This is a genomic window from Streptomyces nidicola, assembly GCF_050106155.1.
Lineage (GTDB): Bacteria > Actinomycetota > Actinomycetes > Streptomycetales > Streptomycetaceae > Streptomyces.
The window spans coordinates 7784690-7810860 of sequence record NZ_JBNBPI010000001.1 but is presented as its reverse complement, the minus strand read 5'-3'; the positions used below and the strand labels follow the sequence as shown (position 1 = coordinate 7810860).

Below are 26171 nucleotides of genomic sequence, written 5' to 3'. Positions count from 1 at the left end.
CTCCCTTTCCTGACTGTGCGGCTGTGCACACCGTGCGCCGGGCCGGGCGCCGCGACGTCACCCCGCCGGTGTGAGGTCGCCTCCCGGGGGTGAGTTCCCGGGGCTCTCCCGGTCGCAGACTGTCGGCCATGGAACCGACGAAACACCGGCGGACGACACGGCAGCGGGGGCAACGGTGGCTGGCGCGCGGGTCGTTGGCCGCAGCGGCGGCCGCCGTGCTGGTCCTGGCCGTCTTCGCGGGGCTGCGGACCTTCGCGCTGCTGGGCGCGGGGATCCTGGGGACGGCGGTCACGGCCGCCGCCGTGTGGTGGGTGCTCAGCAGGCGGGGCCCCGCGCGGTATCTCGCGCTGCTCCTGGCGCTCGCCGCGCCGGTCTGGGTGGTGGTCGAGTACGCCCGCGGGCACCTGGTGTGGGTGGTGCTGGTGTCGGGCGGCCTGTGGCTGCTCGCCGCGGCCGCGGGCCGGGCGGCGCTGGGGCCGCGCTCGTCCCCCGCCCCGATGCCCGAGACGGCTGCGCCGGCGGTCCACCGGCCGGTGCTGATCATGAATCCGCGCTCGGGCGGCGGGAAGGTCGACCGCTTCGGGCTGCGCGCGAGGGCCGAGCAACTGGGCGCCGACGTCGTGCTGTTGGAGGGCCCCGAGCAGGTGGACGTGGCGGCGCTGGCCCGCGCCCGCGCCGCCGCGGGGGCGGATCTCCTCGGCGTCGCGGGCGGCGACGGCACGCAGGCCCTCGTCGCCGACGTCGCCGCCGAACTCGGCCTGCCGTTCCTGGTGATCCCCGCAGGGACCCGCAACCACTTCGCCCTCGACCTGGGCCTTGACCGCGAGGACCCGTCGAAGGCGCTGGACGCGCTGGCCGACGGCGTGGAGCTGCGGGTCGACCTGGGCCGGGCGGGCGGCCTCCCGTTCGTCAACAACGTCTCGTTCGGGGCCTACGCCGAGGTGGTGCAGAGCCCCGCCTACCGCGACGGCAAGACCCGTACCACCCTCGATCTGCTGCCCGATCTGCTCGCCCGGCACAAGGGCGCGGAGCTGACGGCACGGGTCGACGAGCACGAAGTCGCGGACCCGCAGGCCCTGTTGGTGAGCAACAACCCGTACGGCGCGCGGGACATCGCGGGCCTCGGTCGGCGCACCCGCCTCGACGGCGGGATCCTCGGCTGCGTCGGCGTGCGGGTCACGAGCGCCGCGCAGGCCGCGGGGCTGCTGCGGGGCAGCCGGTCAGCCGGCGTGACGACGCGGACCGCCTCCTCGGTGGTCGTCGACGCCGACCAGGACTCGATCCCCGTCGGCCTCGACGGCGAGGCGGTGCGCATGGACGTCCCCGTCCGCATCGAGGTGCGCCCCGGCGCGCTGCGGGTGATCGTGCCGAGGCAGCGCCCGGGAACGTACCGGGAACGCCCGCCGCTGGACTGGCGCGGCATCACGGGCCTTGCGCTGACGGTAGGGCGGCCGTGAGCAGCTGGGGACCGTCACCGCAGGTCATGTTGGGCTAGAGCGGCGCCCCGTAGACCTTGTGCGCCTCACGGTGTCCGTACATGGCGAGCGACCAGATCACGAGGATGTCGAGGGCGATGAGGATCGCCGACCACACGGGCTGGTACGGGGTGAAGAAGAAGTTCTCCAGCGCGCTCGTCGCAGCGATGATCATGACGACGATCCGCGCCCAGGTGCGCCCGCTGAAGAGGCTGACCGCCGCGGCGAAGACGATGACCCCGGTGATCATCTGCACCCAGCCGCGGGCGTTGACGTCAAAGTCGAACGCGTAGTCGTCCTGCGCTTGGGAGAAGTTCTCGTTGAGTATCGCGGCCAGGCCGGCGATCGCGTGATAGGCGCCGATGATGCCCATCACGAACGCGGCGAAGACGACTCCCCCGACGACACCCACGTTGACGCGCGGCGGCGGGTCGGGCGCGCCGGATGGGCCGGAGGGAGCCGGGCCCGGCGACATCTGCTCGGTCATGTCGAACCTCCTCCTCGACGGCCCCGGCTCGATGGCCGCGTGAGCCGATGGACCCGGAGCATGCGGCCGACGCCGCCCGGCCCGGTTCACCCGCAGCGGATGAGCCCCGCCCCACGCGCCGCTGTCACCCGTCCGAGGTGATGCCCAGGGCCGTGCGTCCGCCGGGACAATGGCACGCGGGGTGATGCTCGCACTGGAGGTGACGTCATGGGCGGGTCACACACGGGTCCGGGACCCGATCGGGCCGGAACGCCCTCCGGAGGCAGCGACTTCGAGATCCGCGTCAGGGGCAGGCTCGGGGACGCCTTCCGGTCGGCATTCGGCGAGCTGACGGTCGTGCTGCGCCCCGCCGAGACGGTGCTGGTCGGCGCGGGACTCGACCAGGCCGCCCTGTACGGGATCCTCGACCGCATCCAGGGCCTCGGCCTCGAACTCCTCGAGGTCCGCCGGCTCCCCGGGCCGCGGGACCCGAGAGAGTAGCCGCCAACACAGCCCCTTTCGGCCGCGCAATGGGCCGAACCTCCCGGAAAACGGCGCGGAAGACCCCTTCCGCCCGGGTCGCGCGGGCCCCACCGTGGTGGGGTGATGCCCTCCACATGGGGAGGTGAGGGGCATGCCCACAGCACTGTGCCCACGCACGGTCGAAGATCCGGGAAACACGGGGCGCGCGTCCGCGCTGCGCCTCCAGCTCTGCTCGCTCGACCAGGAAGGTACGGCGGCGGCCGACGCCGCTCTGACGACCTGTCTGATGTGGATCGCCGGGGTCCTCGTGGAGATCGCGGGGGACGTGGCGGATCCGCGGACCGCCGGTGCGCTGGTGCACCGGGCCTCGGACGCGCTCGCCGCGGTGCCGGCACCCGTCCCACAGGTCTCACCGGCCTCGCCGGTCCCACTGAGGAACGGAACACCGCCGTCGCCGCAGCGGCTCACCGGCCGCGAACTCGCCGTGCTCCAACAGTTGCAGGAGGAGGTTCCGCTGCGGCAGATCGCCGACGAACTCTACGTCTCGTACAACACGGTCAAGAGCCACACGCGTGCCGTGTACCGGAAGCTGGGCGCGCGCTCGCGGGCCGAAGCGCTGGTCCGGGCGCGGGAGTTGGGGCTCGTCCGGGGCGCGGCCAGGATCTGATCCACACGACAGGCCCTGGGCCCGGCGCGCTCACAGGATCTGGAGCTCGCGGGCCCGGCGGACCGCCGCCGAGCGGCGGGACACGGCCAGTTTGCGGTAGACGCTCTTGAGGTGTGTCTTCACCGTGTTGACCGAGAGGTAGAGCTCGTCCGCGATCTCTTCGGTGGTCATCATCTGCGCGAGCCGGCCGAGGACATCGCGTTCGCGTGCGCTGAGCCGCTCGGCGGGAACCTGCGCGAGCGGGTCCCGCTCGGGCGGCGCGGCGGCGTGGGCGCGGTGCGGCTGCGCGGGGTTCAGCAGCCGGGCGCAGGTGGGCGCGACCGTGCGCTGCACCGTCTGCGGCAGCCGGGACACCGTCACCGCGTTCGCGACGGCGTCCGCGCCCCGGCCCCCGCGCTCCACCGTGCTCGCGATCCGGGCGACGATCCCGCCGATCTCGGCGAGGAACGTGTCGGAGGATTTCCCCAACGCCCCTTCGCTGTGCGCGAGTTCGTGGCGGGCCCGGACGGGCTCGCCGCGGGCCAGGGCGCCCCAGGCACGCACCAGGTGCAGGGTGGCGCGCGAGGGCTCGCCCGCGGTCCACGGCGGCATCGGCGGCTGGACGGCCTGGGCGGTGAGTTCGTCCGCGGCCCGGAAGCGGCCGCGCAGTGCCTCCAGGAGCGCGAGTTCGACGAGGCAGTCCCGGCGCAGCGCGCCGTTGCCCGCGGCGCTCGCGGCCTTGAGCCCCCGGGTGAGGGACGCCTGGGCGGCCTTCAGGCTGCCGGCCCGCAGCTCTCCGCCGCCCCGCACGGTCAGGATGAGGGCCGGGATCTCGGGGCGCTCGGCCAGCAGGGCGTGCGGCACGTGCGGTGCCGCCGCCTCCGCGTCGGCCGCGGCGGCCCCCGCGCGGCGCGGATCGTGGCCGCGCAGCCGTGCCATCCGGATCACGCCGTGGGTGAGCCGGCACCGTGCGGCGCGGTCGTCCTCGCCCTGCGGCAGCCGGTCGAGGAGTTCGGCGGCCCGTTCCAGGTTCCTGGTGCACGCCTGGTCGTCCCTGCGGGTCCTTGCGACGGCCGCCGCGAGCAGCGCGGACTCCGGTTCCTCGGCGGGCGGTTCGTCGGGCGGGTGCCGGCCCGTGTCGACGGGCAGCCGGGTCCTGGCCAGGCCGAGCACCTGCCCGATCGCGAGGTGGTGGACGATGAGCCGGGCCGCCTCGTCCCCGTCGCCCGCGGCGAACAGGTGCCGTACGGCGTCGGCGAGCAGACCGCACCCGGCGAGCCACGCCGCGGCCGTGCGGTGCAGGGGCGCCACGAGTCCGGGCGTCTCGTGCCGCAGGCAGGTGCGCAGCACGTCGGCGAACATCTGGTGGCAGCGGTACCAGCCCTGCCCCACGGGCCGCAGGAAGGAGTTCTCCCTGACGAGTCCCGCGAACAGGGCGCCGTCGGTGTCGCCCGCGAGTTCGGCGGCCAGCTCGGCGTTCACCCGGTCCAGGATGCTCGTCGTCAGGAGCAGTCTGCGCATGCCGGGCGACTGCTGGTCGAGCACCTCCTCGACCAGATAGCTGGAGATCGCCTCGTCGTCCCCCGCGAGCTCCGCCACGAACCGTTCGGGGTCGCCGCGCCGCTCCATGGACATCGCGGCGAGCCGAAGGCCCGCGGCCCAGCCGTCCGCGCGCCGCCGCAGGGTGCTCACCGTCTGCTTCGTCACGTCGATGCCGTGCTGGGCCAGGAGGGCCGTCGCCTCCCGGTCGTCGAAGGCGAGGTCCGCGGTGCGTACTTCGGCGACCTCGCTGGTGAGCCGCCCGCGGTACAGGTGCAGGGGCGGGTCGCGGCGGGCGAGCACCACGAGGCGCAGCTTGTCGGGGGCGTGCCGCAGCAGGTGCGTGACGCCGCGGGCGATCGGTGAGTCGAGGGCGGGCTGGAAGTCGTCGAGGACGAGGACCGACGGCTCCGGCTGTCCGTTCAGGCAGGTCGCGAGGGTCGCGACGAGCAGCGGACCGTCGTCGCTCGCGGCCGGTTCGGGTACCGCGACGCCCGCGGCGTGCAGCGCGCCGAACACCCGCTGCCAGAACACGCCGGGGTGCTCGGCGGGCCCGTCACAGGTGACCCAGGCGAGCGGCCAGGGCGGGCGCCGGGTGTGCGCCCACTCCAGGGCGAGGGCCGTCTTGCCCGCGCCCACGGGGCCGACCACCACGGTGAGCGGGCCCCGCACGCCCCTGGCCAGTTGGTCGGTGAGGCGGGGGCGCGGCACGATCCAGCCGGGCAGCGCGGGCACGGAGTCGCTCTGCTCCGCGCCTGTTTCGCCGTCCGGTGTGCGGTGTGACCCCTCGGCCATGGTGCCCCCTCGCTCTCGCAGCGCAGTGGACCCGCTCCGTTGCGGCAAGTGTGGGGGCGGGGGCACTGCGTCCGGCACATGCCAAGCGCCATCTCACCCGGGTGAAGTTCCGGTGTGAGACGGCGCGTCGACAACGAGGGGGCCCTGTGGGCCGTCCGGCGACTACTTGGACTGGAGAGCCTCGACCAGCTCCTCCTCCCGGTCCTTGGTGAGAGAGGTGTGGATCACGGTGGGAGCGAAGGGGCGCAGCGCGTCCTGCACCCGGTCGGGTGTGGTGCGCCTGACGAGCGTGAAGAGGGCGGCGCGACCGGGTTCGAGGGCGCGTGCGGTCTCCTTGACGAAGGCGTCGTTGATGCCGATGTCGGTGAGCTTGCCCGCGGCGGCTCCGGTGGCCGCGCCCACGGCGGCGCCGAACACGGGCATCAGGAAGAGCATTCCGAACAGCGCGCCCCACAGGGCGCCGCCCGCCGCGCCCGCTCCGGTGGTGCTGTGCGTCTGGTGGACGTGCAGTTTTCCGTCCATGGTGCGCCAGGCCACCACGGCGTCCTCGAGCTCGAGCAGTTCCTGCCGGGACAGTTCGCCGGCCAGGCGCAGCACCGATTCGGCCTTTTCCTTGTCCGAGAATCCGAGTACGACGAGTTCGGCCATCAGGTCCTCCTGGGACGGTTGCCGGGTTTGGGTACGGGAGTGGGTCCGGGGGCGGCCGGATCGCCCAGGCGCTCGGCCGCGGCGGCGAGTTCGACGGCCACGGGCTCCAGGGCCTCCTCGGTGAGGAAGCCCTCGGCGACGGGCACCCCGCCCGCGTCCCTGACCGCCTTGCGCAGCTGCTTCGCCCAGACGTGTTCGAGCAGGATGTACGCCGCCGACGTGCCCGGGTCCTGGGCCTCGGCCATCTCCCTGATGTCGCCGGTGCTCAGCCCGAACGCGTTGCCCTCGGCCATGCTCGGATACGCGTCCCGCACGGCGCGGATCCGCTCCCGGGAGATGCCGAGCAGCGCGGCGACGGTCTCACCCATCCCCTCCTGCTGGAAGTCGAGGGAGAACAGGCCACCACCGGGCTCCTTGCTGACGAAGAGCACATCGAGGACGCGGATCTGTTCCTTCGCCTCGAGAATCGCCAGTTCCTCAACGATGCGCCCCTCGAACTTGGCGTCGGGCCCGAACTCGATGGTGAGCAGCTGCACCGGTCCGATGACCGCCATGGCGTCTCCCTCCGACTGTCGACGGAATCTCCACCGGCATCACATCGTCGCCGCCCGCGCCACGCGTCACCCGCCGCAGGTGAGCAACCGGGCGCGGACCGCGGCGACGCTGGCCGCTGGAGGTGCCACGCCATGAGCGATGAACAGGCCCCAGGACCCGGCGAAGCCGCGTCCGGCCCACCGTCCGCCACCGATTCGGAACTGGAACGGCTGCGCGCCGAGGTCGAGGTACTGCGCGATCGCGCCGGCACCCAGCGCAGGCGCCACGCCCGGACGTTCGCGGTGCGGCGCACGATCGCCGCGATCCTGATCGCGCTCGTCGCGGTGCTCGCGGTCACCTCCGTGGTCGGCGTGTGGGGTTCGCGGACCACCCTGAACACGGACCGCTGGGTCTCCACGGTGGGCTCGTTGCCCGAGGACCCGAAGGTGAACGCCGCGGTCTCCAAGTACCTGGCGGACGAGATCTTCAACCAGCTCGACGTGGAGCAGCGGCTGTCCGACGCGCTGCCGCCGCGCGCCTCGTTCCTGGCCGGCCCGGTGACGGGTGCCGTGCACGACTTCATGCACAAGAAGATCTCGGAGCTGATCGCGAACGAGCGGTTCCAGGAGCTGTGGCGGACCACGAACCGGTTCGCGCACGAGCGCATCGTCGCCCTCCTGGAGAAACGCAACGAGAACATCAAGGTGAAGGGCGACACGGTCACGCTCAACCTGCTGCCCGTGGTCAACAATCTGCTGGGCGCCCTGGAGACCGAACTGCCGTCCGTCTTCGGCAAGAAGATCAGCCTTCCGACGCTGTCCTCCGGGGAGCTGCCGCCCGGTCTGCACCAGCGGATCGAGAAGGCGATCGGGAGGGACCTGCCGGAGAACTTCGCGCAGATCCGCCTCTACAACCGGCACGAGCTCGGCGGGCTCCAGGACGCGGTCCTGCTGTTCAAGAAGGCCGTCGTCGGTCTGCTGATCGCCGTCCCGGTCCTCCTCGCCCTCTCCCTGTGGGTGTCGCCGAACCGGCGCCGCACCCTGCTCCAGCTCGGCCTGTGGCTGGTCGTGTCGGTCACGGTGCTGACGGCCGTACTACGCGGCGTACGCGACCAGTTGCTCGGCCAGATGCCGGAGGGCGTCTACCGCGACGGACTGCGCTCGGCACTGTTCACCGTCTTCACGACGCTGCGGGAACGGGGCGACCAACTGCTGTGGCTCGGCGTCGCCATCGCCGTCCTCTGCTATCTGATCGGCCCCGGACGGCTGCCGTCCGCGCTGCGCAGGTGGACCGCGCAGGGCGCCCGTGCCACGGGCCACGGGGTCGCGAGGGCGAGCGAACACCTGGGAAAGGACCGGCAGTTGAGGCCTTGGCTGGCCCGGCACGTGGACGTACTGCGTGTCGGCGGGGCCGTCGTGGCGGCCCTGGTCTCGATCCTGCTGTCGTCGTGGACCGCGCTGCTCGTCATCGCCGTGCTGCTCGCCGCCTACGAGATCGCGGTCACGCTCGCGGCCCGCGCCGGGAGCTCACCCCCGGAAGGTGAGGCGACCCCGCGACCCCCTGCCGAGACTGGCGCCCCGGGCTGACCCAGGAGCACGTGGAGGGTTCACATGAAGAAGGAATCGCGCGTCGGGCCGACCGGCGACGGAAGCGGACGCTCGCGCCTGTGGGGCCCGTACCTGAGCGAGCGGCAGTGGGGAACGGTGCGCGAGGACTACAGCCCGGGCGGCGACGCGTGGTCGTACTTCCCGCACGACCACGCCCGTTCGCGCGCCTACCGGTGGGGCGAGGACGGGCTCGGCGGGCTCTGCGACGACAAGCAGCGGCTATGTCTCGCGGTCGCCCTGTGGAACGGCCGCGACCCCATCCTCAAGGAGCGCGCCTTCGGCCTGACCAACGCGGAGGGCAACCACGGCGAGGACGTCAAGGAGTACTACTTCTACCTCGACGCCACGCCCAGCAACTCCTACCTGAAGTACCTGTACAAGTATCCGCAGGCCCCGTACCCGTACAACGACCTCGTGGCCGTCAACGGCGGGCGTTCCCGGCAGGAGTTCGAGTACGAGCTGCTAGACACCGGGATCTTCGCCGAGCAGCGGTACTTCGACGTGACGGTGGAGTACGCCAAGGCGGACCACGACGACATCCTGATGCGGATCACCGTCGACAACCGGGGCCCTGAAGAGGCGACGCTGCACGTGCTGCCGACGCTGTGGTTCCGCAACACCTGGTCGTGGGGCGAGCACTCCGCCGCGACGCAGAAGCCGGTGCTGCGGGCGGCCGAGGGCTCGCGCTCCACGCGCACGATCCGCGCCGACCACCCGGAGCTCGGCAGCTACGACCTGCGCTGCGACGCCTCGGCCGAGCTGCTGTTCACGGAGAACGAGACCAACAGCGAGCGGCTGTTCGGCTCGCCCAATGCCTCCCCCTACGTCAAGGACGGCATCGGCCGGTACGTGATCGAGGGCGAAGAGGGGGCCGTCGATCCGGCGCACCAGGGCACGAAGGCCGCCGCCCACCACATGCTCACCGTGCCCGCCGGCGGGTCCGAGACGTTGCGGCTGCGTCTCGGGCCCGCCGGTGCCCAGCTCTCCCTGGCCCGCGGCTTCGACTCGGTGTTCCGCGACCGGATCGCCGAAGCGGACGCTTTCTACCGGGAGTTGACGCCGAAGAACACGGGTGAGGACGAGGCGCGGGTGATGCGGCAGGCGCTCGCCGGGATGCTGTGGTCCAAGCAGTACTACTCGTTCGACCTGGAGACGTGGCTCGCCGAGCACAACATGACGCCGTGGAGCATGCCGCGGCCCGGCGTGCGCAATCGCGAGTGGTTCCACATGGTCAGCGACGACATCGTGTCCATGCCGGACAAGTGGGAGTACCCGTGGTTCGCGGCCTGGGACCTCGCCTTCCACGCGGTGGCCCTGTCCGTCGTCGACATCGACTTCGCCAAGCAGCAGATCGAACTCCTGCTGCGGGACTCCTTCCAGCACCCCAACGGGCAGATCCCGGCCTACGAGTGGAGCTTCGGCGACGTCAATCCGCCGGTGCACGCCTGGGCCGCCTACTTCGTGTACACGGTGGAGAAGCAGACCACCGGCCACGCCGATCACGCGTTCCTGGAGAACACCTTCCAAAAGCTCCTGACGAACTTCACCTGGTGGGTCAACCGCAAGGACCCGACCGGCCGCAATGTCTTCCAGGGCGGCTTCCTCGGCCTCGACAACATCGGCGTCTTCGACCGCAGCGCGCCCCTGCCCACCGGCGGCTCCCTGGAACAGGCCGACGGCACGGCGTGGATGGCCCTGTACTGCCAGTCGATGCTGCAGATCGCCCTCGAACTCGTCGAGCAGAACGAGTCGTACGACGACCTGGTCCTGAAGTTCGTCGAGCACTATCTGTGGATCTCCGCGTCCATGGACCGGCTCGGCGACCTCGGCGACGAACTCTGGGACGAGGAGGACGGGTTCTTCTACGACGTGCTGCGGCTGCCCGACGGGGAGGCGGTGCGGCTGAAGGTCCGCTCGATGGTCGGCCTGCTGCCGCTGTGCGCGTCCACCGTCTTCCAGCCGCAGCAGCTGGAGCGCCTCGACGGCCTCGGTGAGCGCTTGCGGCGGTTCGCATCGCGCCATCCGTCCCTGTCCGTGACGCTGTCGCAGGCCCAGGCCGGGAAGGCGGGCGGGCCCCGGCTCCTGTCCGTCGTCGACGAGAAGAAGCTGGTGCGCGTCCTGTCCCGGGTGCTGTCGGAGGACGAGTTCCTCAGCCCGTACGGGATCAGGGCGCTGTCCAAGTACCACGAGAAGAACCCCTACACGTTCACGGTGCACGGGCAGGAGTACACGGTCGGCTATCTGCCCGCCGAGTCCGACACCGGCATGTTCGGTGGGAACTCCAACTGGCGCGGCCCGGTGTGGATGCCGATGAACGCCCTCGTCATCCGGTCGCTGCTGCATCTGTACGGCTTCTACGGCGACGAGCTCACGGTCGAGTGCCCGACGGGCTCCGGGGTGCGCATGAACCTCTTCGAGGTCGCGGAGGAGATCTCCACGCGGCTCGGCCGCATCTTCCTGCGCGACGAGGAAGGGAACCGCCCGGTGTACGGCGGGCAGGCGCTCTTCCGTGACGACCCGCACTGGCGCGACCTCATCTCCTTCTACGAGTACTTCCACGGCGACAACGGGGCCGGCATCGGCGCCTCGCACCAGACGGGGTGGACGGGGCTCGTGGCGGCCCTGACGAAGATCTTCGGCACGCTCGGCCCCGACGCCTTCCGACCGCGCACCACCAGGAGGTAGCAGCGATGGCCGCTTTGCCGGCACAGCCCGTGATCCACGAGGTCAACACCCGTGTGTGGCTGCGGGAGACGGGACGCAGGCTCGGCCGCGAGATCGGCCTCGCGGACGTGCCCAAGGACATCTGGGACGAGATCACCCCGTCCGGAGTCGATGTCGTCTGGCTGATGGGCGTGTGGGAACGCAGCCCGCAGGGGCGCGCCATCGCCCTCCAGAACCCTTCGCTGCGGGCCGCGTTCCAGGCGGCCGTCCCCGGCATCGGCGAGCAGGACATCGCGGGCTCCCCGTACTGCATCCGCCGTTACGAGGTGGACGGGGCGCTCGGCGGGGCCGTCGGCCTCACCGCGGCGCGCGCCGAACTGGACCGCCGCGGCGTGGGGCTGCTGCTCGACTACGTGCCGAACCATGTGGCGCCCGACAACCCGTGGGTGGGCGAGTACCCGCAGCTGTTCGTGGGCGGCGACGCCGAGGACCTGCGGCGGGACCCGGACGGCTTCCTCGACACAGGGCGCGCGGTGCTCGCGCGGGGCCGGGACCCGTTCTTCCCGCCGTGGCCCGACGTCGTCCAACTCAACGCGTTCGCACCGGAGTTGCGGCGCTCGACCATCGAGATCCTCGACCACATCGGCCGGTTCTGCGATGGCGTGCGCTGCGACATGGCGATGCTCATGACGAACGACGTCTTCGAGCGCACCTGGGGCGAGCGGGCCGGGAAGCGTCCCTCGGAGGAGTTCTGGGTCGAGGTGATCGGCGCGGTGCACCGCGAGCGCCCGGACATGATCTTCGCCGCGGAGGCGTACTGGGACCTCGAATGGACGCTCCAGCAGCAGGGCTTCGACTTCTGCTACGACAAGCGGCTCTACGACCGGATCCTCGCCCACGACGCCGCGTCCGTGCGGGCCCATCTGCACGCCGACGTGACGTACCAGCGCGGGCTCGTCCGCTTCCTGGAGAACCACGACGAACCGCGGGCCGCGCACACCCTGGCCCCGGACAAGGAGCGGGCGGCGGCCGCGCTGATCGCCACGCTGCCCGGCGCGACGCTGTGGCACGAGGGTCAGTTCACGGGGCGCCGCGTGCAGCTGCCGGTGTTCCTCGACCGGCGCCCCGAGGAGCCGGCCGACGACGAGCTGCGCTCCTTCCACGAGCGGCTGCTGTCGGCCGTGCACGTCAGCGGCATGCGCACGGGGAGCTGGCGGCTCCTCGACTGCGCGGGCTGGCCGGACAACGACTCGGCGGAGGCGCTGGTCGCGTCGTGCTGGACGGGTCCGGCGGGCCGCTTCCTGACGGTGGTCAACCTCTCCGACCACCGGGCACAGGGCCGGATCCGCCTCCCGTGGTCCGAACTGGGCCCGGACACCTGGCAGTTGACAAGCCTCCTCGGCACGGACCGCTACGAACGCGCGGGCGCGGAACTCCTGGAGAGCGGGCTGTACGTGGACCTGCCGGCGTGGGGAACGCACCTGCTGGCGGCCTCTTAAGCCCCTCCGGCGATTGAGGAGCGGGGCCCGGGGCAGAGCCCCGCAACCGGGCCCCCCGGACCCCGCCACTCAATCGCCGCGGGGGCTTACCGGCGTAACCGACCACTCCACCCCCGCCCGCTCCCGAAACGCCTCCACCGCACTCTCCACCGTGGGATGGAACGCCTCCGGCCCGAACGTCCGGGCCAACCCGTACCGCTCGATCTTCCGCCGCACCGGGTCCTTCATCTCGGCGAACACCAGCTCCACCCCCCGCTCGCGCAGCGCCTCGTGGAGCTCCTCCAGAACATCCGCCGCGGTCGTGTCCACATCGGTCACCGGCTCCGCGGCAACCACCACGCACCGCGGCTCGACCGCCTCGCGTACCGCCCCCCGCACCTCGTCGCGGAACGACTTCGCGTTGGCGAAGAACAGTGGCGCGTCGAAGCGCAGCAGCACGAGCCCCGGCAGGAGCTGCGCGCCGGGATGCGAACTCACGTCGTGGTAGCCCTCGAGCCCCGCCACCCGCCCGAGCACCGCGCTGTACGGCCACCACGCGCGCCGGAAGACGTTCAGGATCGACAGGCCGACCGCGACCGCGATCCCGGGCAGCACACCGAGCAGCGCGACGCCGAGGAACGCGGCCATGCACAGCCAGAACTCGGCCTTGCGCTGCCGCCACAGCCGCCCCGCGCCCGAGAGGTCGGCCAGCGAGAGCGACGCCGTGATGACGACGGCGGCGAGCGCGGGCTGCGGCAGATTGCGGAAGAGGCCGGGCAGCAGGACGAGCATCAGCAGGATCAGCGCCACACCCACGAGACCGGTCAACTGCGTCTTGGCGCCCGCCCGTTCGGCCACCGCGGTCCGCGATCCGCTGGTGCTCACGGGGAAGCCCTGGAAGAGACCCGCGGCCGCGTTCGCCGCGCCGATGGCGATCATCTCGTCGTTGCCGCGGACCTCCTGGCCGGTGCGGTTCGCGAACGCGGTGGCGTTGGAGATGGTGTCGGCGAGGGAGACCAGGGCGATGCCGAGGGCGCCCACGAACAGCGGGCCGAGGTCGTCCCAGCGGATGTCGGGGACGGTGAACGGCGGCAGCCCCTTCGGCAGCCGGCCGACCAGCTTCACCCCGTGCTCCCCGAGGTCGAACGCGACGGTCGCGCCGATGGCGAGCACCACCATCACGAGGACGGCGGGCACCTTCGGAAGCAGCCGCTGCAACAGCACGACGAGCGCGATGCAGCCGCCGCCCACGGCCACTGCCGCCGGCACCGCCGCCCCGTCGGCCAACCCCCGTACCAGCGCGTCGACTTCATCGATCAGGCCGTCCGCGTCCGTGGAGAACCCGAACAGCTTCGGAAGCTGGCCGATGAGGATGGTCAGGGCGAGCCCGTTCATGTAGCCGATCATCGTGGGCTTGGAGATGAGGTCGGCGATGAAGCCCAGGCGCGCGACGCCCGCCAGCATCGTGATCGCCCCGACCATCAGGGCGAGCACCGAGGCGAGGGCGACCGCTCGATCGCTGTCGCCGCCCGAGGCGACCAGCGGCAGGACGGTCGCCGCGATCATCGGCCCGAGCGAGGAGTCCGGGCCGAGGACGAGGATCCGGGACGGCCCCGCGACGGCGTACGCGAGCAGACACATCACCGACGTATAGAGCCCGGTGATCGCCGGCAGCCCGGCGAGCTCGGCGTACGCCATGCCCTGCGGCACGAGCAGCGTGGTCAGGACGACGCCGGCGACGAGATCCTTGACCAGCCAGGAACGCCGGTAGTTGCGCAGCGTCCGCACACCTGGCGGCATCGGCAGGGACTTGGGCACCGCGAGATCACCTCCGCCGCACGTTCAGCCTGCCCGGTCCGTGCCCCACCGATCCGTCACTACAGCGTGTCCCGCTTCACCACGCACAGGCCCCAGATCACGAGCGCGTTCATCGCGATCAGCGTCAGGGACCAGAAGGGGTAGTACGGGATGGAGAGGAAGTTGCCGATCATGACCAGTACGGCGACGACCACGCCGAGCACCCTGGCCCACTTCATCGCGACGAACAGGCCGAAGCTGACGACCACGGCGACGATGCCGAGGAGCAGATGGATCCAGCCCCAGGTCGTGAGGTCGAACTGGAAGGTGTACTCGGGCGTGCTGAGGAAGACCTTGTCCTCCAGAACCGCCATCAGACCGCGGAAGAAGCCCATGGTCCCCACGATGAAGAGCATGACCGCCGCGAAGATGGTCAGCCCGCCGGCGGCCGCTTCCCTCGCGCCGCCCATGCCGTGTTGCGAAGTGGTCGAGGTGGCCATCACAGGACCCCCAAGGGTTGAGGATGGTGCCGGTTGCACCGCTGTGCCGCCGAGTGTCATGGCCCGGAGGAGCCGCGGTCGTCACCCTCCGGGGGTGACGACCGGGCGGGGCACCGCGCGGAGGCTGTCGGGGATCCGGCCCGCGAGCTGAAGCGAGGCGATGAGCGTGGCAAGCACTCCCGAGGCGGCCGACGGCCGAGGGCCCGTACCAGAAGCCGGAACCGGCCCGGACCGGAGCCGGCAGCGCCGCATTCTCGCGCCGCTCGCATTGGCCCAGTTCATCTGCAGCTTCGCAGGGTCGAACATGAACGTGATGATCCAGGACATCAGCAAGGACCTGGACACCACCGTGCAGGGCGTACAGACAGCGATCACCATCTTTCTGCTGGTCATGGCGGCGCTGATGATCCCGGGCGGGATCCTCGCCGACCGCTACGGCCGCAAGCGCTGCCTCGTCGTCGGACTCTCGATCTACGGGGTCGGGGCGCTGATCAGCGCGGCGTCGCCGGGCCTCGGCGTGCTGATCCTGGGCAACTCGATCCTGGAGGGCATCGGCACCGCCCTGCTGATCCCCCCGGTCTACATCCTCACCACCCTCCTCTTCACCGAAGTGACGGGCCGGGCCAAGGCGTTCGGCACGATCATGGCCTTCGCCGGCATCGGCGCCGCCATGGGACCGCTCCTCGGCGGTCTGATCACGTCGGCGATCAGCTGGCGGGCGGCGTTCGTGTTCCAGGCGCTGGTGGTGGCAGTCATCATCGTGCTGAGCCGCAAGCTCGAGGACCCGCTCCCGGCCGACCCCTCCCTCGACTTCGACACTGTGGGCGCGATCCTGTCGGCGACCGGACTCGTCCTCGTGGTCTGCGGGATCCTCGCCGCGGACGACAACCTCTGGCTCATGGGCGGGCTGCTGCTGGCCGGCGCGCTGGTCCTGGTGGCGTTCTTCCGCTGGATCCGCAGGCGGGAACGGGCCGGCGCCCAACCCCTCCTCACCACCTCGCTGTTCCGCAACCGGACGTCGAACCTAGGCCTGATCACCCAGCACACCCAGTGGCTTGTGCTCATGGGGGTGTCTTTCGTGGTCGCCGCCTACCTCCAGGTCGTCCGCGGCTACAACGCCATCGACACCGGCATCATCTTCACCGCGTCGACCGTGGGCCTGCTCATCAGCTCGCTCGGCGCGGGGCGGTTCGCCAAGCGCCGCTCACAACGCACCCTGATCATGGCCGGTTTCACCGTGACGGTGTGCGGCATCGGCGTGCTCCTGGCCGTGGCGAACGCCTCGTCGAAGGCCTGGGCCTCCACGCCGGGACTGCTCTTGATCGGCCTGGGCGTCGGCCTCATGCTCACGCCCTCGGTCAACGTGGTGCAGTCCAGCTTCTCCGAGGACATGCAGGGCGAGATCTCCGGTCTGTCCCGCAGCGTGTCCAACCTCGGCTCCTCCGTGGGCACGGCGCTCGCCGGCACGATCCTCGTCGCCGACCCGTCCGCGGGCCCGTACGCCGTCTCGCTGATGGTGCTCGCGGTGATCGGTCTCGGCGGCCTCGGCGCGGCGGCACGGCTGCCACGGACATCGCCGGTACCGGCGGCGGCGCCCCCGGCACCGGACCCTCACCCGTAATCGCGGTCGTACGACACGGCGCTGCGGACCACGAGGTCCTGCAGCGCCGCCCGATGCTTGCTGAACGGTATCCAGAGCAGCCCCAGGGGGAAGGTCACCGACACCGCCGCCCGTACGAGGGCCCGCACCGTCCGCAGCCGCCGCCCCGCCCGGTCGCTCACGCACACGCCAAGGAGCCGGTCTCCGGGCGTGGCCCCGACCACCGCCCACGAGCCGCCGAGGTAGCAGACGGCGAGGGTCCAACCGATCGGCCCGGCAATCCAGTTGGGCACGTCCGGCACCTGGAACGGCGGCCCGACGACCATCAACCGCGCACAGCCGGCGCCGAGTTGGACGGTCAGACCGATGAGGGCGAGCACGAGCGCGTCGACCACGGCGGCGAGGCCACGCGAGACGATTCCTGCGGGACGGGCGCGGCGGGCGGGTCGGCTGTCGGCCGCGGTCACGGTCACGGGGAGCGCTCATCCGACGGCGCGGCACGCCGCAGCATCCTGTCGGCGAACCGGTTGACGCTCCGGTCCCCGCGCTGCCCGAGCACCCGCACCGCCTCGGCCGCCTCGACGGTGAGCCCTCCCCCGGTGTCCCGCACGATCCGCCCGAGATCGATCTCCCGCAGCACGCCACGGGTGATCCCCACCAGGTCGAACCGGGCGAGCACGGCGTCGACGTCGAGTCTGGCGGCGATGTGGTCGACGTCCACGCGGGCGACGATGCGGTCGACATCGACGCGCGCCGCGATCCGGTCCACGTCCACGCGCCCGGCGACGCGGTCCACGTCGACGCGGTCGGCCACGCCGTCCACGTCGACGCGGCGGGCGACCCGGTCCACATCGACGCGGTCGGCGATGGCGTTGACGTCGACGCGGGCGGCGACGGCTGCCACGTCCACCCGCGCGGCGATCGCGTCGACGTCCACCCGGCCGACGACCGCCGCCACGTCGAGCCGTTCGGCGATCCGGTTCACGTCCACGCGGTCGACCAGCTCGTCCAGGTCGAGGCAGTCGAGCACCGCCCCGACCGACCGCCGGACCACGACCCGCGGCACCTTCCCCAGCACTTCGAGCACACCGAACACCCCCCGCGCCATCCGACCCGCCACCGCCACCGCGCCGTCCGCACTCACCTCGACCATGCCGCGACCGAAGCAGCCGACCGCGCGCCCGGCATCCTCCGCGACGGGTGAGTGACACGGATCCGCGGACCCGCACCCCGTCGACGTAGGGCAACAGCCGTCACCCCGGGGGCAGTTCGGGCACCGGGCGGAGGTCCCCCGCGAAGCCGAACGCCACGCCGCGCTGCGCGGCCAGCAGCCGGGCGAGCCGCAACACACTGAGCCCGCTGACGCCCAGGTCGCGCGCGTGCCGCAGGTCGACCACGACGCCCGCACCACCGGACCTGATGGCCGCGTGCAACAGCTGCCCGATACGGGCCTCGGCGGCGGGTCCTATCGCCTCGTGCACCTCGATCACCACACAGTCCGCGACGCGCCGCAGTACAACGGGCGAGACGTCGGAACGGGGTGCCACGAGCTTCGGTTTGCGAGCCACGAGCGGAACGTTCCATGCCATGAATAAGTCCCCCCGAGTGCGCCGGACTTGGGAGAACAGCATCGTCACGCCGGACGGCGGCGGCATCGCTCCGCGAGGGTGAGGGGGTTCGACGGGATCGGCGACGACGGGTCCCGTCCGCACTGTTGATCATCGCCCGGGAGGTTCTTAGTCTCGACCCCGTCGCACCGTGGATACGTTCCCACGCCCCGCACGCCCCTGACGAAGGTGGAACACCGCATGAGTCACGCAGATGAGGCACAGCAGGACCAGCAGTCCCGGCAGGACCGGCAGGACCGGCAGGACCGGCAGGACCAGCGGGCACAGCACGCCGGCCCGAGCCGCCGCCGAGTGATCGGCGGCGCGGCCACGCTGGCCGTCGCCGCGACAACGTTGCCCACCGGCATCGCGTCCGCCGCCCCGGACCGGTCCGCCCCCTCCGACCTCGCCCGCTGGAAGAGACAAGCGGCCCGGGTGACGGTCACCCGCGACGACTGGGGCATACCGCACGTGGTGGGAAAGACGGACGCCGACGCGGTGTTCGGGATGATGTACACGCAGGCCGAGGACGACTTCAACCGCATCGAGCGCAACTACCTCGTCAGCCTCGGCCGCCTCGCCGAGTCCGAGGGCGAGAGCGCGCTCTGGCAGGACCTGCGCCAACGGCTGTTCATCGACCCGGAGGCGCTGAAGAAGGAGTACGCGAAGTGCCCGTCGTGGCTTCGCGCCCTGATGCGCGCCTGGGCCGACGGCCTGAACTACTACTTGGCGACCCACCCCGACGTACACCCCCGGGTGCTCACCCGCTTCGAGCCGTGGATGCCGCTGAGCTTCTCCGAGGGCAGCATCGGCGGTGACATCGAATCGGTGGCGCTGAGCCAACTGGAGGCGTTCTACGCGCAGCGCGAGGTTCCCTGGACGGACGAGGAACGCGGCCTGAAGTTCCGCGAACCGTCCGGTTCCAACGGCATGTCGATCGCCCCGGGCAACACCCGCGACGGCAACGCCCTCCTTCTGATCAACCCCCACACCAGCTTCTTCTTCCGCGCGGAACAGCACGTGACGAGCGAGGAGGGGCTCGACGTCTACGGCGCCGCGACCTGGGGCCAGTTCTTCATCTACCAGGGCTTCAACGAGAACACCGGCTGGATGCACACGTCGAGCGGCGTCGACAACATCGACGAGTTCGCGGAGACGGTCGAGCGCGCGTCGGACGGCACGTACACCTACCGCTACGGCAAGGACCAACGCCCCGTATCGGCAAAGGACATCACCCTCACCTCCCGCACGGAGAACGGCGGCACGGAGAGGCACACCTTCACGACGTACGCGACCCACCACGGCCCGATCGTCCGCGAGGCGGACGGCAAGTGGATCGCCTGCGCACTCATGAACAAGCCCCTGGAAGCCCTGAAACAAAGCTACTTGCGCACAACGACCCGCAACTACACCGAGTACATGAAGGTGGCGGAGCTGAAGGCCAACAGCTCCAACAACACCCTCTTCGCGGACTCGAAGGGTGACATCGCCTTCCTGATGCCGCAGTTCATGCCGGTCCGCGACGACCGCTTCGACTACATGAAGCCGGTCGACGGCAGCGACCCGGCCACCGACTGGCACGGCCTGCACACCCTGGACAGCATGCCGCAGGCGGTGAACCCGAAGAGCGGCTGGGCGTTCAACAGCAACAACTGGCCCTGGACGGCGGCCGGCGCGGACAGCCCGCACGCCTCCGACTACCCCCGCTACTTCGACAAGGCGGGCGAGAACCCACGCGGCCCGCACGCGACCCGCGTCCTCACATCCAGCCGGAACTTCACCCCCCAATCCCTCATCGAAGGCGCCTTCGACCCCTACCTGACGGCATTCGCCCGCCTCCTCCCGGGCCTGACGAAAGCCTGGGACAACCTCCCCACCGGCAACGCCCAGAAGCGCGAACTCTCGGCCCCCACCGCCCTGTTGCGCGACTGGGACCACCGCTGGTCGGCCGCGTCGAAGGCGACATCACTCGCGGTGTTCTGGGGCGAGGCGCTCTGGGCCCTGGTCTCCAAGGCGGCGGCGGACGCGGGCCTCTCGGTCTGGGACTACATGGCGGACCGCGCCACGGACGCCCAACGCCTCACGGCCCTCGAATCGGCGGTCGACCGCCTGACGCAGGACTTCGGCAGCTGGCAGGTCCCGTGGTCCGAGATCAACCGCTACCAGCGCAACGACGGCGCGATCACCCAGACCTTCGACGACACCGAACCCAGCTACCCGGTCCCCTTCACCTCCGCCCAATGGGGCTCCCTCGCCTCCTTCGGCGCGAAGCGCTACCCCGGCACGAAGCGCTACTACGGCACGAGCGGCAACAGCTTCGTGGCGGTCGTCGAATTCGGCCCGAAGGTACGCGCGTGGGCGGTCACGGCCGGCGGCGCCAGCGGCCACCCGGACTCCCCGCACTTCGGCGACCAGGTCAAGCGCTACGCGAGCGGGGACCTGCGGCCGGTGTACTTCTACCCGGAGGAGCTGGAGGGGCACGTGGAGCGGAGGTACCACCCCGGGGTATGACCCCGGTCGACAGGCACTCCCGGTGGCCCGAGCATGTGGGATATGCAGGCATCGGCACCCCACCACGGTTCGCGAGGACGGGCGCTCCCGCTGCTCCTGGTGGCGGCGGCGCCCGACGTGCCCCTGGAGTGGCTGGAGGAACTGGACGACCCCCGCTTCTCCTACCACCTCGCGCACACCGGCCACGAAGCCCTGCGTGACCTGTACCGCTACCAGCCCGACCTGCTCCTCCTCGGTCTTCATGTACGCGATCCGGGGCCCTGGGAGGTGCTCCAGCGGGTCCGGGAGATGACCGAGGATCTCCGCGTCATGGTGACCGCCCGGCGCTTCGACCGGGCGGATGCCCTGCGGGCCCTCGATGCGGGGGCCGACGACGTGCTCTGGCGCGACATGCCCGAGGGCCTCGCCAAGGCCGTCGTCATGGCCCGGCTGCGCCGCGCGACACCCGTGTCACCGCCCGAGCAGCTCCTGGAGGACGCGTGCCTCCGGCTCGACCTCGCGGCCCGCGAGGTCACCATGAGTGGCCACTACGTGCCACTGACGCCGCTGGAATTCGACCTGCTGCACGTCTTCGCCGGCAACCCCGGCCAGGTCCTGTCCCCGGAGCAGCTGCTGCGCCTCGCCTGGCGCGGCCGCTCCGGGGGCGACGCCCACAAGGTCAAGTACGCCGTCCTTCGCCTGCGCCGCGGTCTCGAGCGCGCCACGGGGCACAAGGCGCCCATCGAAACCGTGCGCGGAGTCGGCTACCGGTACGTTCTGCCCGGCCCGCACCCGGCATAGGCCCCGGGCCGAAAGTCCCCTCCCGCTCCCGCGAAACCGCTGCAACCGTCGCGCAACCTTCCTACGACCTCGCTGCTCCCTGGCACGCCCAGAGTCGAGGGCGTCACACGTTGATGTGCTTTCGCAGAAGCACCCAGGGAGGCCCCTTCCATGTCGCCGCGGCTCAGCATCGTCGTACCGTTCCAGAATGTCGAGCAGTACCTGGAGGGGTGCCTGCGGTCCATCGCGCTGCAGACCTTCGAGGACTTCGAGGCGATCCTCGTCGACGACGGCTCCACCGACGGGTCGACAACCCTGGCCTCCGAATACTGCCGCAAGGACCCGCGCTTCCGGCTCATCAGGCAGGAAGCCCACGGGCCGGGGCACGCACGGAACGCGGCGATCCGGGCGGCCGACCCCGAGGCCGAGTTCCTCGCCTTCGTGGACGGCGACGACGTCATCCCTGACTACGCGCACGAGCTGCTGATCAGCACGCTCGAGAACAGCGGATCCGACTTCGTGTCGGGCAACGTGCGGATGATGAACTCGCATGCGGTGTGGCCCTCGAACCTCCACCACGCGCACCTCAATCGCGACCGGCGACGTACACACATCACCCGCGATCAGGGTCTGATGTACGACCGGACGGTGTGGAACAAGGTCTTCCGCCGCTCGTTCTGGGACCGCGCGCAGATCACGTACCCCGAAGGTGTGCTCTACGAGGACATCTGGGTCAACCTCTACGCCCACTACAGCGCCGCGGCTGTCGACGTGGTCAGTACACCCGTGTACTTCTGGCGCCGCCGCGACGGGGGCGCCGCCCCGTCGATCACGCAGGCCAACCACGCGCTCACCAATGTGCGCGACCGCATCGCCGCGGTGCAGGAAGTGAGCCGGTACCTCGGCAGCCGTCCGGAGCCGGAGTTCGCGCAACACAAGCGCCGCTACGACGAGGCCGCGATCGGTGTCGACCTCATGCACCACCTCAACGCGATGCCCGAGGCCGACGAGGAGTGCCGCGCCTACTTCCTGGAGTACGCCAACGCGTATCTGGCCACCGCGGCCCCCGACGTCCTCGACGGGCTTCCCGCGACCACCCGGGTCAAATGGCATCTGGTGCGGGCGCGCAAGATGGACGGGCTGCTCGAAGTGCTGGAGTTCGAGCGCCGAGGCGGTCCCATCCCGGTCCGCCGCCGTTTCCGCCGGTACCTCGACTACCCGTTCCTCGGCGACCGCTCCGTGGGCGTGCCGCGCAGCGCGTACCGCCTGAGCCGTGAGTTCACGATGCGCGCCTCGCTCGCCTCGGCCCACTGGGAGGACGGGAAGCTGACGGTCACCGGGCGCGCCTACGTCCGCAACCTCAACATCCACAAGCGCCGCCACACCATCAAGGTCCTCGCGCTGCGGAACAAGAAGCTGGGCCGCCGCCCCCAGCTCGTGCGGGCGCGGACGACCTACACGCCGGAAGCCACCGAGTACTCGAACCAGAACCGCTACAACTACGACTGGGCGGGGTTCTCGGCGACGGTCGACCCCCGGCGCCTGAAGCGCGACGGCAAGTGGGTCGAGGGTGTCTGGGACGTGGGCGTCGGGACGGTGAGCCGGGGGCTGTACCGCCGCAAGGGCATCATCGCGGGCGACAACTGCACGGCCTCGCACCCGGCGCCGTTCTACGTGGAGAAGAACACCCGCGTAGTGCCGCTCTTCGTGGACGGCACGCTCAAGATCCGGGTCGAGCGGGTCCGCTGCCGGATCGAATCCCACAGCCTGCGCGGCAACCACGTGGAACTGCGCGGTGTGGCGCTGCTCGACGAGACCCCCGACGAGGGAACGCTGCGCCTGACCGGGCTCAGCGGCACGGGCCGGCACGAGGCTCCGGCCGTCTTCACCGCCGGCGGCAAGGGCTGGTGCCACTTCCGCGTGCGCGTGCCGCTGTCCGGGCTCGTCCCGTCGGCCGTCCGGAGCGACGGCGGATCCGAGCCCGTGGCCCCGACGTCGGGCACCACCGGCTGGAAGACCACGCTGCGCATCCCGGGCCGCGCGCGCCCCCTCCACCCTGTCGTCAACCCGGACGTGTCCGACGGCATCTATCCCGCACCGGACAGGGACGGCGCGGGCGCAGTGGGCCGCGAGGCCGTGGTGCACCGCAACGCTCAGGGCTTCCTGGTGTTCTTCGAGCGGGCCGCGGCCCCGGTGGCGGACTCCTGCGTCTGGGACGAGGACGGGACACTCACCGTCGAAGGGCACTTCCCCGGCTACGAGGGCCTGTCCGAGCAGCAGCGTGACCGGCTTCGCCTGGTGGTGAGGCCGCGGGCCGAGCGCGAAGAGCTCCTCTTCCCCGTGCGCTGCGTGGCAGGCCGCTTCCAGGTGCGAGTCGACCCGTCCCACGTGGAGAGCGTCAACGGCGTGGCGGCGCTCGCCACGGGACGCTGGGATTTCGACTTCCGTCTGGTGCGGCCCGGTGACGCCGATCCGCTCGACGTGCCGATGAAGGTGCACCGCGACCTCATCGCCCGGATGCCCGTGTCGGCCGACGTGGGCGGCCGCGACTACTCCGTGCAGACACAGCGGCACGACCGGTTCACTCTCCTTGCCCGTACCGGAATGCCCGTGGAGGGCCGCGGCCCCTACCGCCAGAAGCTGCTGCGCAACAAGCACTACCCGGCCTGCAGCAAGCAACCGCTCCGCGACGCCGTGCTCTTCGACAGCTTCCGCGGCACCCAGATCTCGGGCAGCCCCCGCGCCGTCTTCGACGAACTCGTCCGGCGCGGCACCGACCTGGAACTGCTGTGGGTTCTGCGCGACGATCAACTCGAGGCGCCCGCGGGTGCCAAGGCCGTACGCATGTGGTCGCCGGAGTGGCACGAGGCGTTGGCCCGCAGCCGATTCCTCGTCTACAACAACCACCTGCCCCGGTTCTTCCGCCGCCGCGAGGACCAGATCGTGGTGCAGACGTGGCACGGCACCCCGTTGAAGAAGATCGCCCACGACATCGACACCCTGCACTTCGCGGACAACGGCTATCTGGAGCGGCTGCCCACCGAGGTCGCCCAGTGGTCGATGCTGGTCTCGCCGAACTCCTTCTCCACACCGATCATGCGTCGCGCCTTCCGCTTCGAGGGCGAGCTGCTGGAGACCGGGTATCCGCGCAACGACATCCACCACCGGCCCGAAAGCGCCGAACGGGCCGAGCAGGTGCGACGTCGGCTCGGACTGCCGGAGGGCAAGCGTGTCGTGCTGTACGCACCCACCTGGCGGGACCACCTCGCGTACAGCGCGGGGAAGTACCGGCTCGACTTCCGTATCGACCTGGACGACGCCCGCCGGAAACTCGGCGACGACCACGTCCTGCTGGTCCGCCGGCACCCCAACGTGATCGACCCGGTGCCCGGAGCGGGAGACGGCTTCGTCTGGGACGTCACCGACTACTCGGACATGGCCGACCTGATGCTGATCACGGACGTGATGGTCACGGACTACTCCTCGCTGATGTTCGACTTCGCGAACACCGGCCGTCCGATGCTGTTCTTCACCTACGACCTCGACCACTACCGGGACACGCTGCGCGGCTTCTACTTCGACTTCGAACAGCAGGCGCCGGGGCCGCTGCTGTCCACGTCCGAGGAACTGATCGATTCCATCCGCGACGTCGACGGGCTGCAGGAGCAGTACGCCCTCGCGTACCGACGGTTCCAGCGTCAGTTCTGCGACTTGGACGACGGTCACGCGGCCGGCCGCGTGACCGACCGGATGCTCGCCGCCGCCGGGCGCGACACCGGACGGCCGGGCCGGCCCGCGCTCGTGCCGCACCACCGCGACGAGGCCGCGCTTCCGGCGCACGCCGAACGCGTCGCCGCCTGACCACGGGCCACGGCCCGTGCCTCCCCTTCGTACCGCACAGACTTCCCAGCAGAGGAGCCCTTCCATGGCGACCATGTCCAGCAAGGGCCGGCGTATGTTCACCGGCACCGACACCTCGGGGGAACTCCCCGTCGAGTACCGGTTCCGCCCGGCCAGGAACGGCAACCGACACCTCGTCGTCGTCTTCGCCAACTTCAACGCACCTAACGACTACGGCTGGTCCAACGGTGTCCTGGACAACCTGCGCGCCAACGTCCTGTGGATCCGCGACCGCTTCGACGGTCACAACAGCTACTACTTGTGCGGGAACGGCGACTTCGCCGTCGAGCGTTCCGTCCTCGCCACCGTCGACCGCTTCCTCGACGCGTTGGGACTCACCCGCGACAGCTGCACGCTACTGGGCAGTTCCAAGGGCGCGAGCGCGGCGCTCCACTACGGGTTGGCGCACGGCTTCAAGAACATCGTGGCCGCCGCGCCGCAGTTCTCGATCGGGACGTACGTACGGGAGGTGCACCCCCGCACCGCCCGCGCCATGATGGGCGACGACTTCGGCGAGGACGACGTGCGGGAGCTCGACGCGCGCCTGCCGGATCTGGTCCGAGCGGAGCGTCATCGCGGCGCGAACATCTACCTGCTGTCCTCCCCCGCCGATGCGCAGTACGACTCCCAGATCAGGCCCCATCTGCTGCACTTCGACGGCTACGACAACTTCAACTTCATCTTCACGGACTCGCCCTTCGTGCCCGACCACACGCGTGTCGCCGGCCGCAACGTCCCCGTCGTCATCGGCATCCTCAACCTCCTCATCGACGGCATCGCCCCACGCATCGGCTTCGTACGCAACGGATACGAGGACCCCGCGGCCGACCGCACGGCCCTCGACACCTACCTCGAAGCCACCGCCGCCCCCGGCACCTGGGTCTCTCCGCCGGTGGTGACGACCCTCGCGTCCGGCGAGACCGTGAACTTCATGGGCACGGCTCGCGAAGCCGTCACGGTGCAGTTCTGGGAGAACGGCCGTTACGTGGGCAAGACCGGCGTCGGCGCCGACGGCACCTGGGCATGGAAGCGTGACACCACCTGGCCCCCAGGACGGCACACGCTGAGGACCTTCGCGACGAACGCCCACGGCGTCGAATCCGAGCGCACCACGGTCACGTTCACCGCCGAGGCCGTGGACGCCCACGTGTGACGCGGCGAC

General features: G+C 71.0%; 20 protein-coding genes. 11 read left to right on the top strand and 9 right to left on the bottom strand.

Going from position 1 to position 26171, the window contains the following annotated elements; translation table 11 throughout:
• Positions 1–128 precede the first annotated feature (128 nt).
• Positions 129–1457: a diacylglycerol/lipid kinase family protein gene (locus ACOKM3_RS35285; RefSeq protein WP_426905294.1), complete on the top strand. Its 1329-nt coding sequence runs from the start codon at positions 129–131 to the stop codon at positions 1455–1457.
• Between the two features lie 34 nt (positions 1458–1491).
• On the opposite strand, the gene ACOKM3_RS35280 is transcribed toward ACOKM3_RS35285, so the two are convergent.
• Positions 1492–1962, bottom strand: a complete 471-nt coding sequence (locus ACOKM3_RS35280) for a DUF7144 family membrane protein (protein ID WP_426905292.1) — start codon at positions 1960–1962, stop codon at positions 1492–1494.
• Positions 1963–2169: 207 nt separating this feature from the next.
• Here ACOKM3_RS35280 and ACOKM3_RS35275 point away from each other — a divergent pair, with 207 nt between their 5' ends.
• Both ACOKM3_RS35275 and ACOKM3_RS35270 read left to right on the top strand, forming a co-directional pair.
• Entirely contained in the window at positions 2170–2442 is a 273-nt protein-coding gene (locus tag ACOKM3_RS35275) for a hypothetical protein (protein ID WP_426905291.1), read from the top strand.
• A 133-nt stretch (positions 2443–2575) separates the two neighbouring features.
• The gene (locus tag ACOKM3_RS35270) at positions 2576–3091 is read left to right on the top strand and encodes a helix-turn-helix transcriptional regulator (protein WP_426905290.1); all 516 of its coding nucleotides are present in this window, start codon (positions 2576–2578) and stop codon (positions 3089–3091) included.
• A gap of 30 nt (positions 3092–3121) precedes the next feature.
• Here ACOKM3_RS35270 and ACOKM3_RS35265 read toward each other — a convergent pair whose 3' ends face one another.
• From ACOKM3_RS35265 to ACOKM3_RS35255, 3 genes are all read right to left on the bottom strand, one after another.
• Positions 3122–5404, bottom strand: a complete 2283-nt coding sequence (locus tag ACOKM3_RS35265) for a LuxR C-terminal-related transcriptional regulator (protein ID WP_426905289.1) — start codon at positions 5402–5404, stop codon at positions 3122–3124.
• Positions 5405–5566: 162 nt separating this feature from the next.
• Positions 5567–6052 (bottom strand): DUF1269 domain-containing protein, encoded by a 486-nt coding sequence (locus ACOKM3_RS35260; protein WP_426905288.1) that lies wholly within the window; start codon positions 6050–6052, stop codon positions 5567–5569.
• Entirely contained in the window at positions 6052–6606 is a 555-nt protein-coding gene (locus ACOKM3_RS35255) for a DUF1269 domain-containing protein (protein WP_426905287.1), read from the bottom strand. Before ACOKM3_RS35255 ends, ACOKM3_RS35260 begins: the two co-directional genes overlap by 1 nt.
• A 132-nt stretch (positions 6607–6738) precedes the next feature.
• Between ACOKM3_RS35255 and ACOKM3_RS35250 the strand changes: the two genes are divergently transcribed.
• From ACOKM3_RS35250 to ACOKM3_RS35240, 3 genes are read left to right on the top strand one after another with little or no spacing between them, the layout of a single operon-like run.
• Complete coding sequence (locus ACOKM3_RS35250; RefSeq protein WP_426905286.1) at positions 6739–8172, top strand: hypothetical protein; 1434 nt, start codon at positions 6739–6741, stop codon at positions 8170–8172.
• Positions 8173–8196: 24 nt separating this feature from the next.
• Positions 8197–10878, top strand: coding sequence for an MGH1-like glycoside hydrolase domain-containing protein (locus ACOKM3_RS35245; RefSeq protein ID WP_426905285.1), 2682 nt, complete (start codon positions 8197–8199; stop codon positions 10876–10878).
• Between the two features lie 5 nt (positions 10879–10883).
• On the top strand, positions 10884–12356 hold the full coding sequence (locus ACOKM3_RS35240) for an alpha-amylase family protein (protein ID WP_426905284.1): 1473 nt from the start codon (positions 10884–10886) through the stop codon (positions 12354–12356).
• Positions 12357–12425: 69 nt separating this feature from the next.
• Here ACOKM3_RS35240 and ACOKM3_RS35235 read toward each other — a convergent pair whose 3' ends face one another.
• Both ACOKM3_RS35235 and ACOKM3_RS35230 read right to left on the bottom strand, forming a co-directional pair.
• A complete protein-coding gene (locus ACOKM3_RS35235; RefSeq protein WP_426906978.1) occupies positions 12426–14135 on the bottom strand; it encodes a SulP family inorganic anion transporter in 1710 nt (569 codons plus the stop codon).
• A 77-nt stretch (positions 14136–14212) separates the two neighbouring features.
• Positions 14213–14632 carry a DUF7144 family membrane protein gene (locus ACOKM3_RS35230; protein ID WP_327654669.1) on the bottom strand — a complete coding sequence of 140 codons (420 nt, stop codon included), beginning with the start codon at positions 14630–14632 and terminating at the stop codon, positions 14213–14215.
• Positions 14633–14792: 160 nt separating this feature from the next.
• On the opposite strand from ACOKM3_RS35230, the gene ACOKM3_RS35225 reads away from it, so the two are divergent.
• A complete protein-coding gene (locus tag ACOKM3_RS35225) occupies positions 14793–16253 on the top strand; it encodes an MFS transporter (RefSeq protein ID WP_426905283.1) in 1461 nt (486 codons plus the stop codon).
• Here ACOKM3_RS35225 and ACOKM3_RS35220 read toward each other — a convergent pair.
• From ACOKM3_RS35220 to ACOKM3_RS35210, 3 genes are all read right to left on the bottom strand, one after another.
• Positions 16244–16705, bottom strand: coding sequence for an RDD family protein (locus tag ACOKM3_RS35220; protein WP_426905282.1), 462 nt, complete (start codon positions 16703–16705; stop codon positions 16244–16246). The genes ACOKM3_RS35225 and ACOKM3_RS35220 overlap by 10 nt on opposite strands.
• Entirely contained in the window at positions 16702–17385 is a 684-nt protein-coding gene (locus ACOKM3_RS35215; protein ID WP_426905281.1) for a hypothetical protein, read from the bottom strand. The genes ACOKM3_RS35220 and ACOKM3_RS35215 overlap by 4 nt, the downstream gene beginning before the upstream one ends.
• Positions 17386–17485: 100 nt before the next feature.
• Entirely contained in the window at positions 17486–17800 is a 315-nt protein-coding gene (locus ACOKM3_RS35210; protein ID WP_426905280.1) for an STAS domain-containing protein, read from the bottom strand.
• Between the two features lie 240 nt (positions 17801–18040).
• Here ACOKM3_RS35210 and ACOKM3_RS35205 point away from each other — a divergent pair, with 240 nt between their 5' ends.
• The 4 genes from ACOKM3_RS35205 to ACOKM3_RS35190 all read left to right on the top strand — a co-directional run bounded on the left by ACOKM3_RS35205 (position 18041) and on the right by ACOKM3_RS35190 (position 26162).
• On the top strand, positions 18041–20350 hold the full coding sequence (locus tag ACOKM3_RS35205; RefSeq protein ID WP_426905279.1) for a penicillin acylase family protein: 2310 nt from the start codon (positions 18041–18043) through the stop codon (positions 20348–20350).
• Between the two features lie 42 nt (positions 20351–20392).
• Complete coding sequence (locus ACOKM3_RS35200; protein ID WP_426905278.1) at positions 20393–21130, top strand: response regulator transcription factor; 738 nt, start codon at positions 20393–20395, stop codon at positions 21128–21130.
• A gap of 150 nt (positions 21131–21280) precedes the next feature.
• Positions 21281–24970, top strand: coding sequence for a bifunctional glycosyltransferase/CDP-glycerol:glycerophosphate glycerophosphotransferase (locus tag ACOKM3_RS35195; RefSeq protein ID WP_426905277.1), 3690 nt, complete (start codon positions 21281–21283; stop codon positions 24968–24970).
• A gap of 64 nt (positions 24971–25034) precedes the next feature.
• Complete coding sequence (locus tag ACOKM3_RS35190) at positions 25035–26162, top strand: hypothetical protein (protein WP_426905276.1); 1128 nt, start codon at positions 25035–25037, stop codon at positions 26160–26162.
• Positions 26163–26171: the final 9 nt, after the last annotated feature.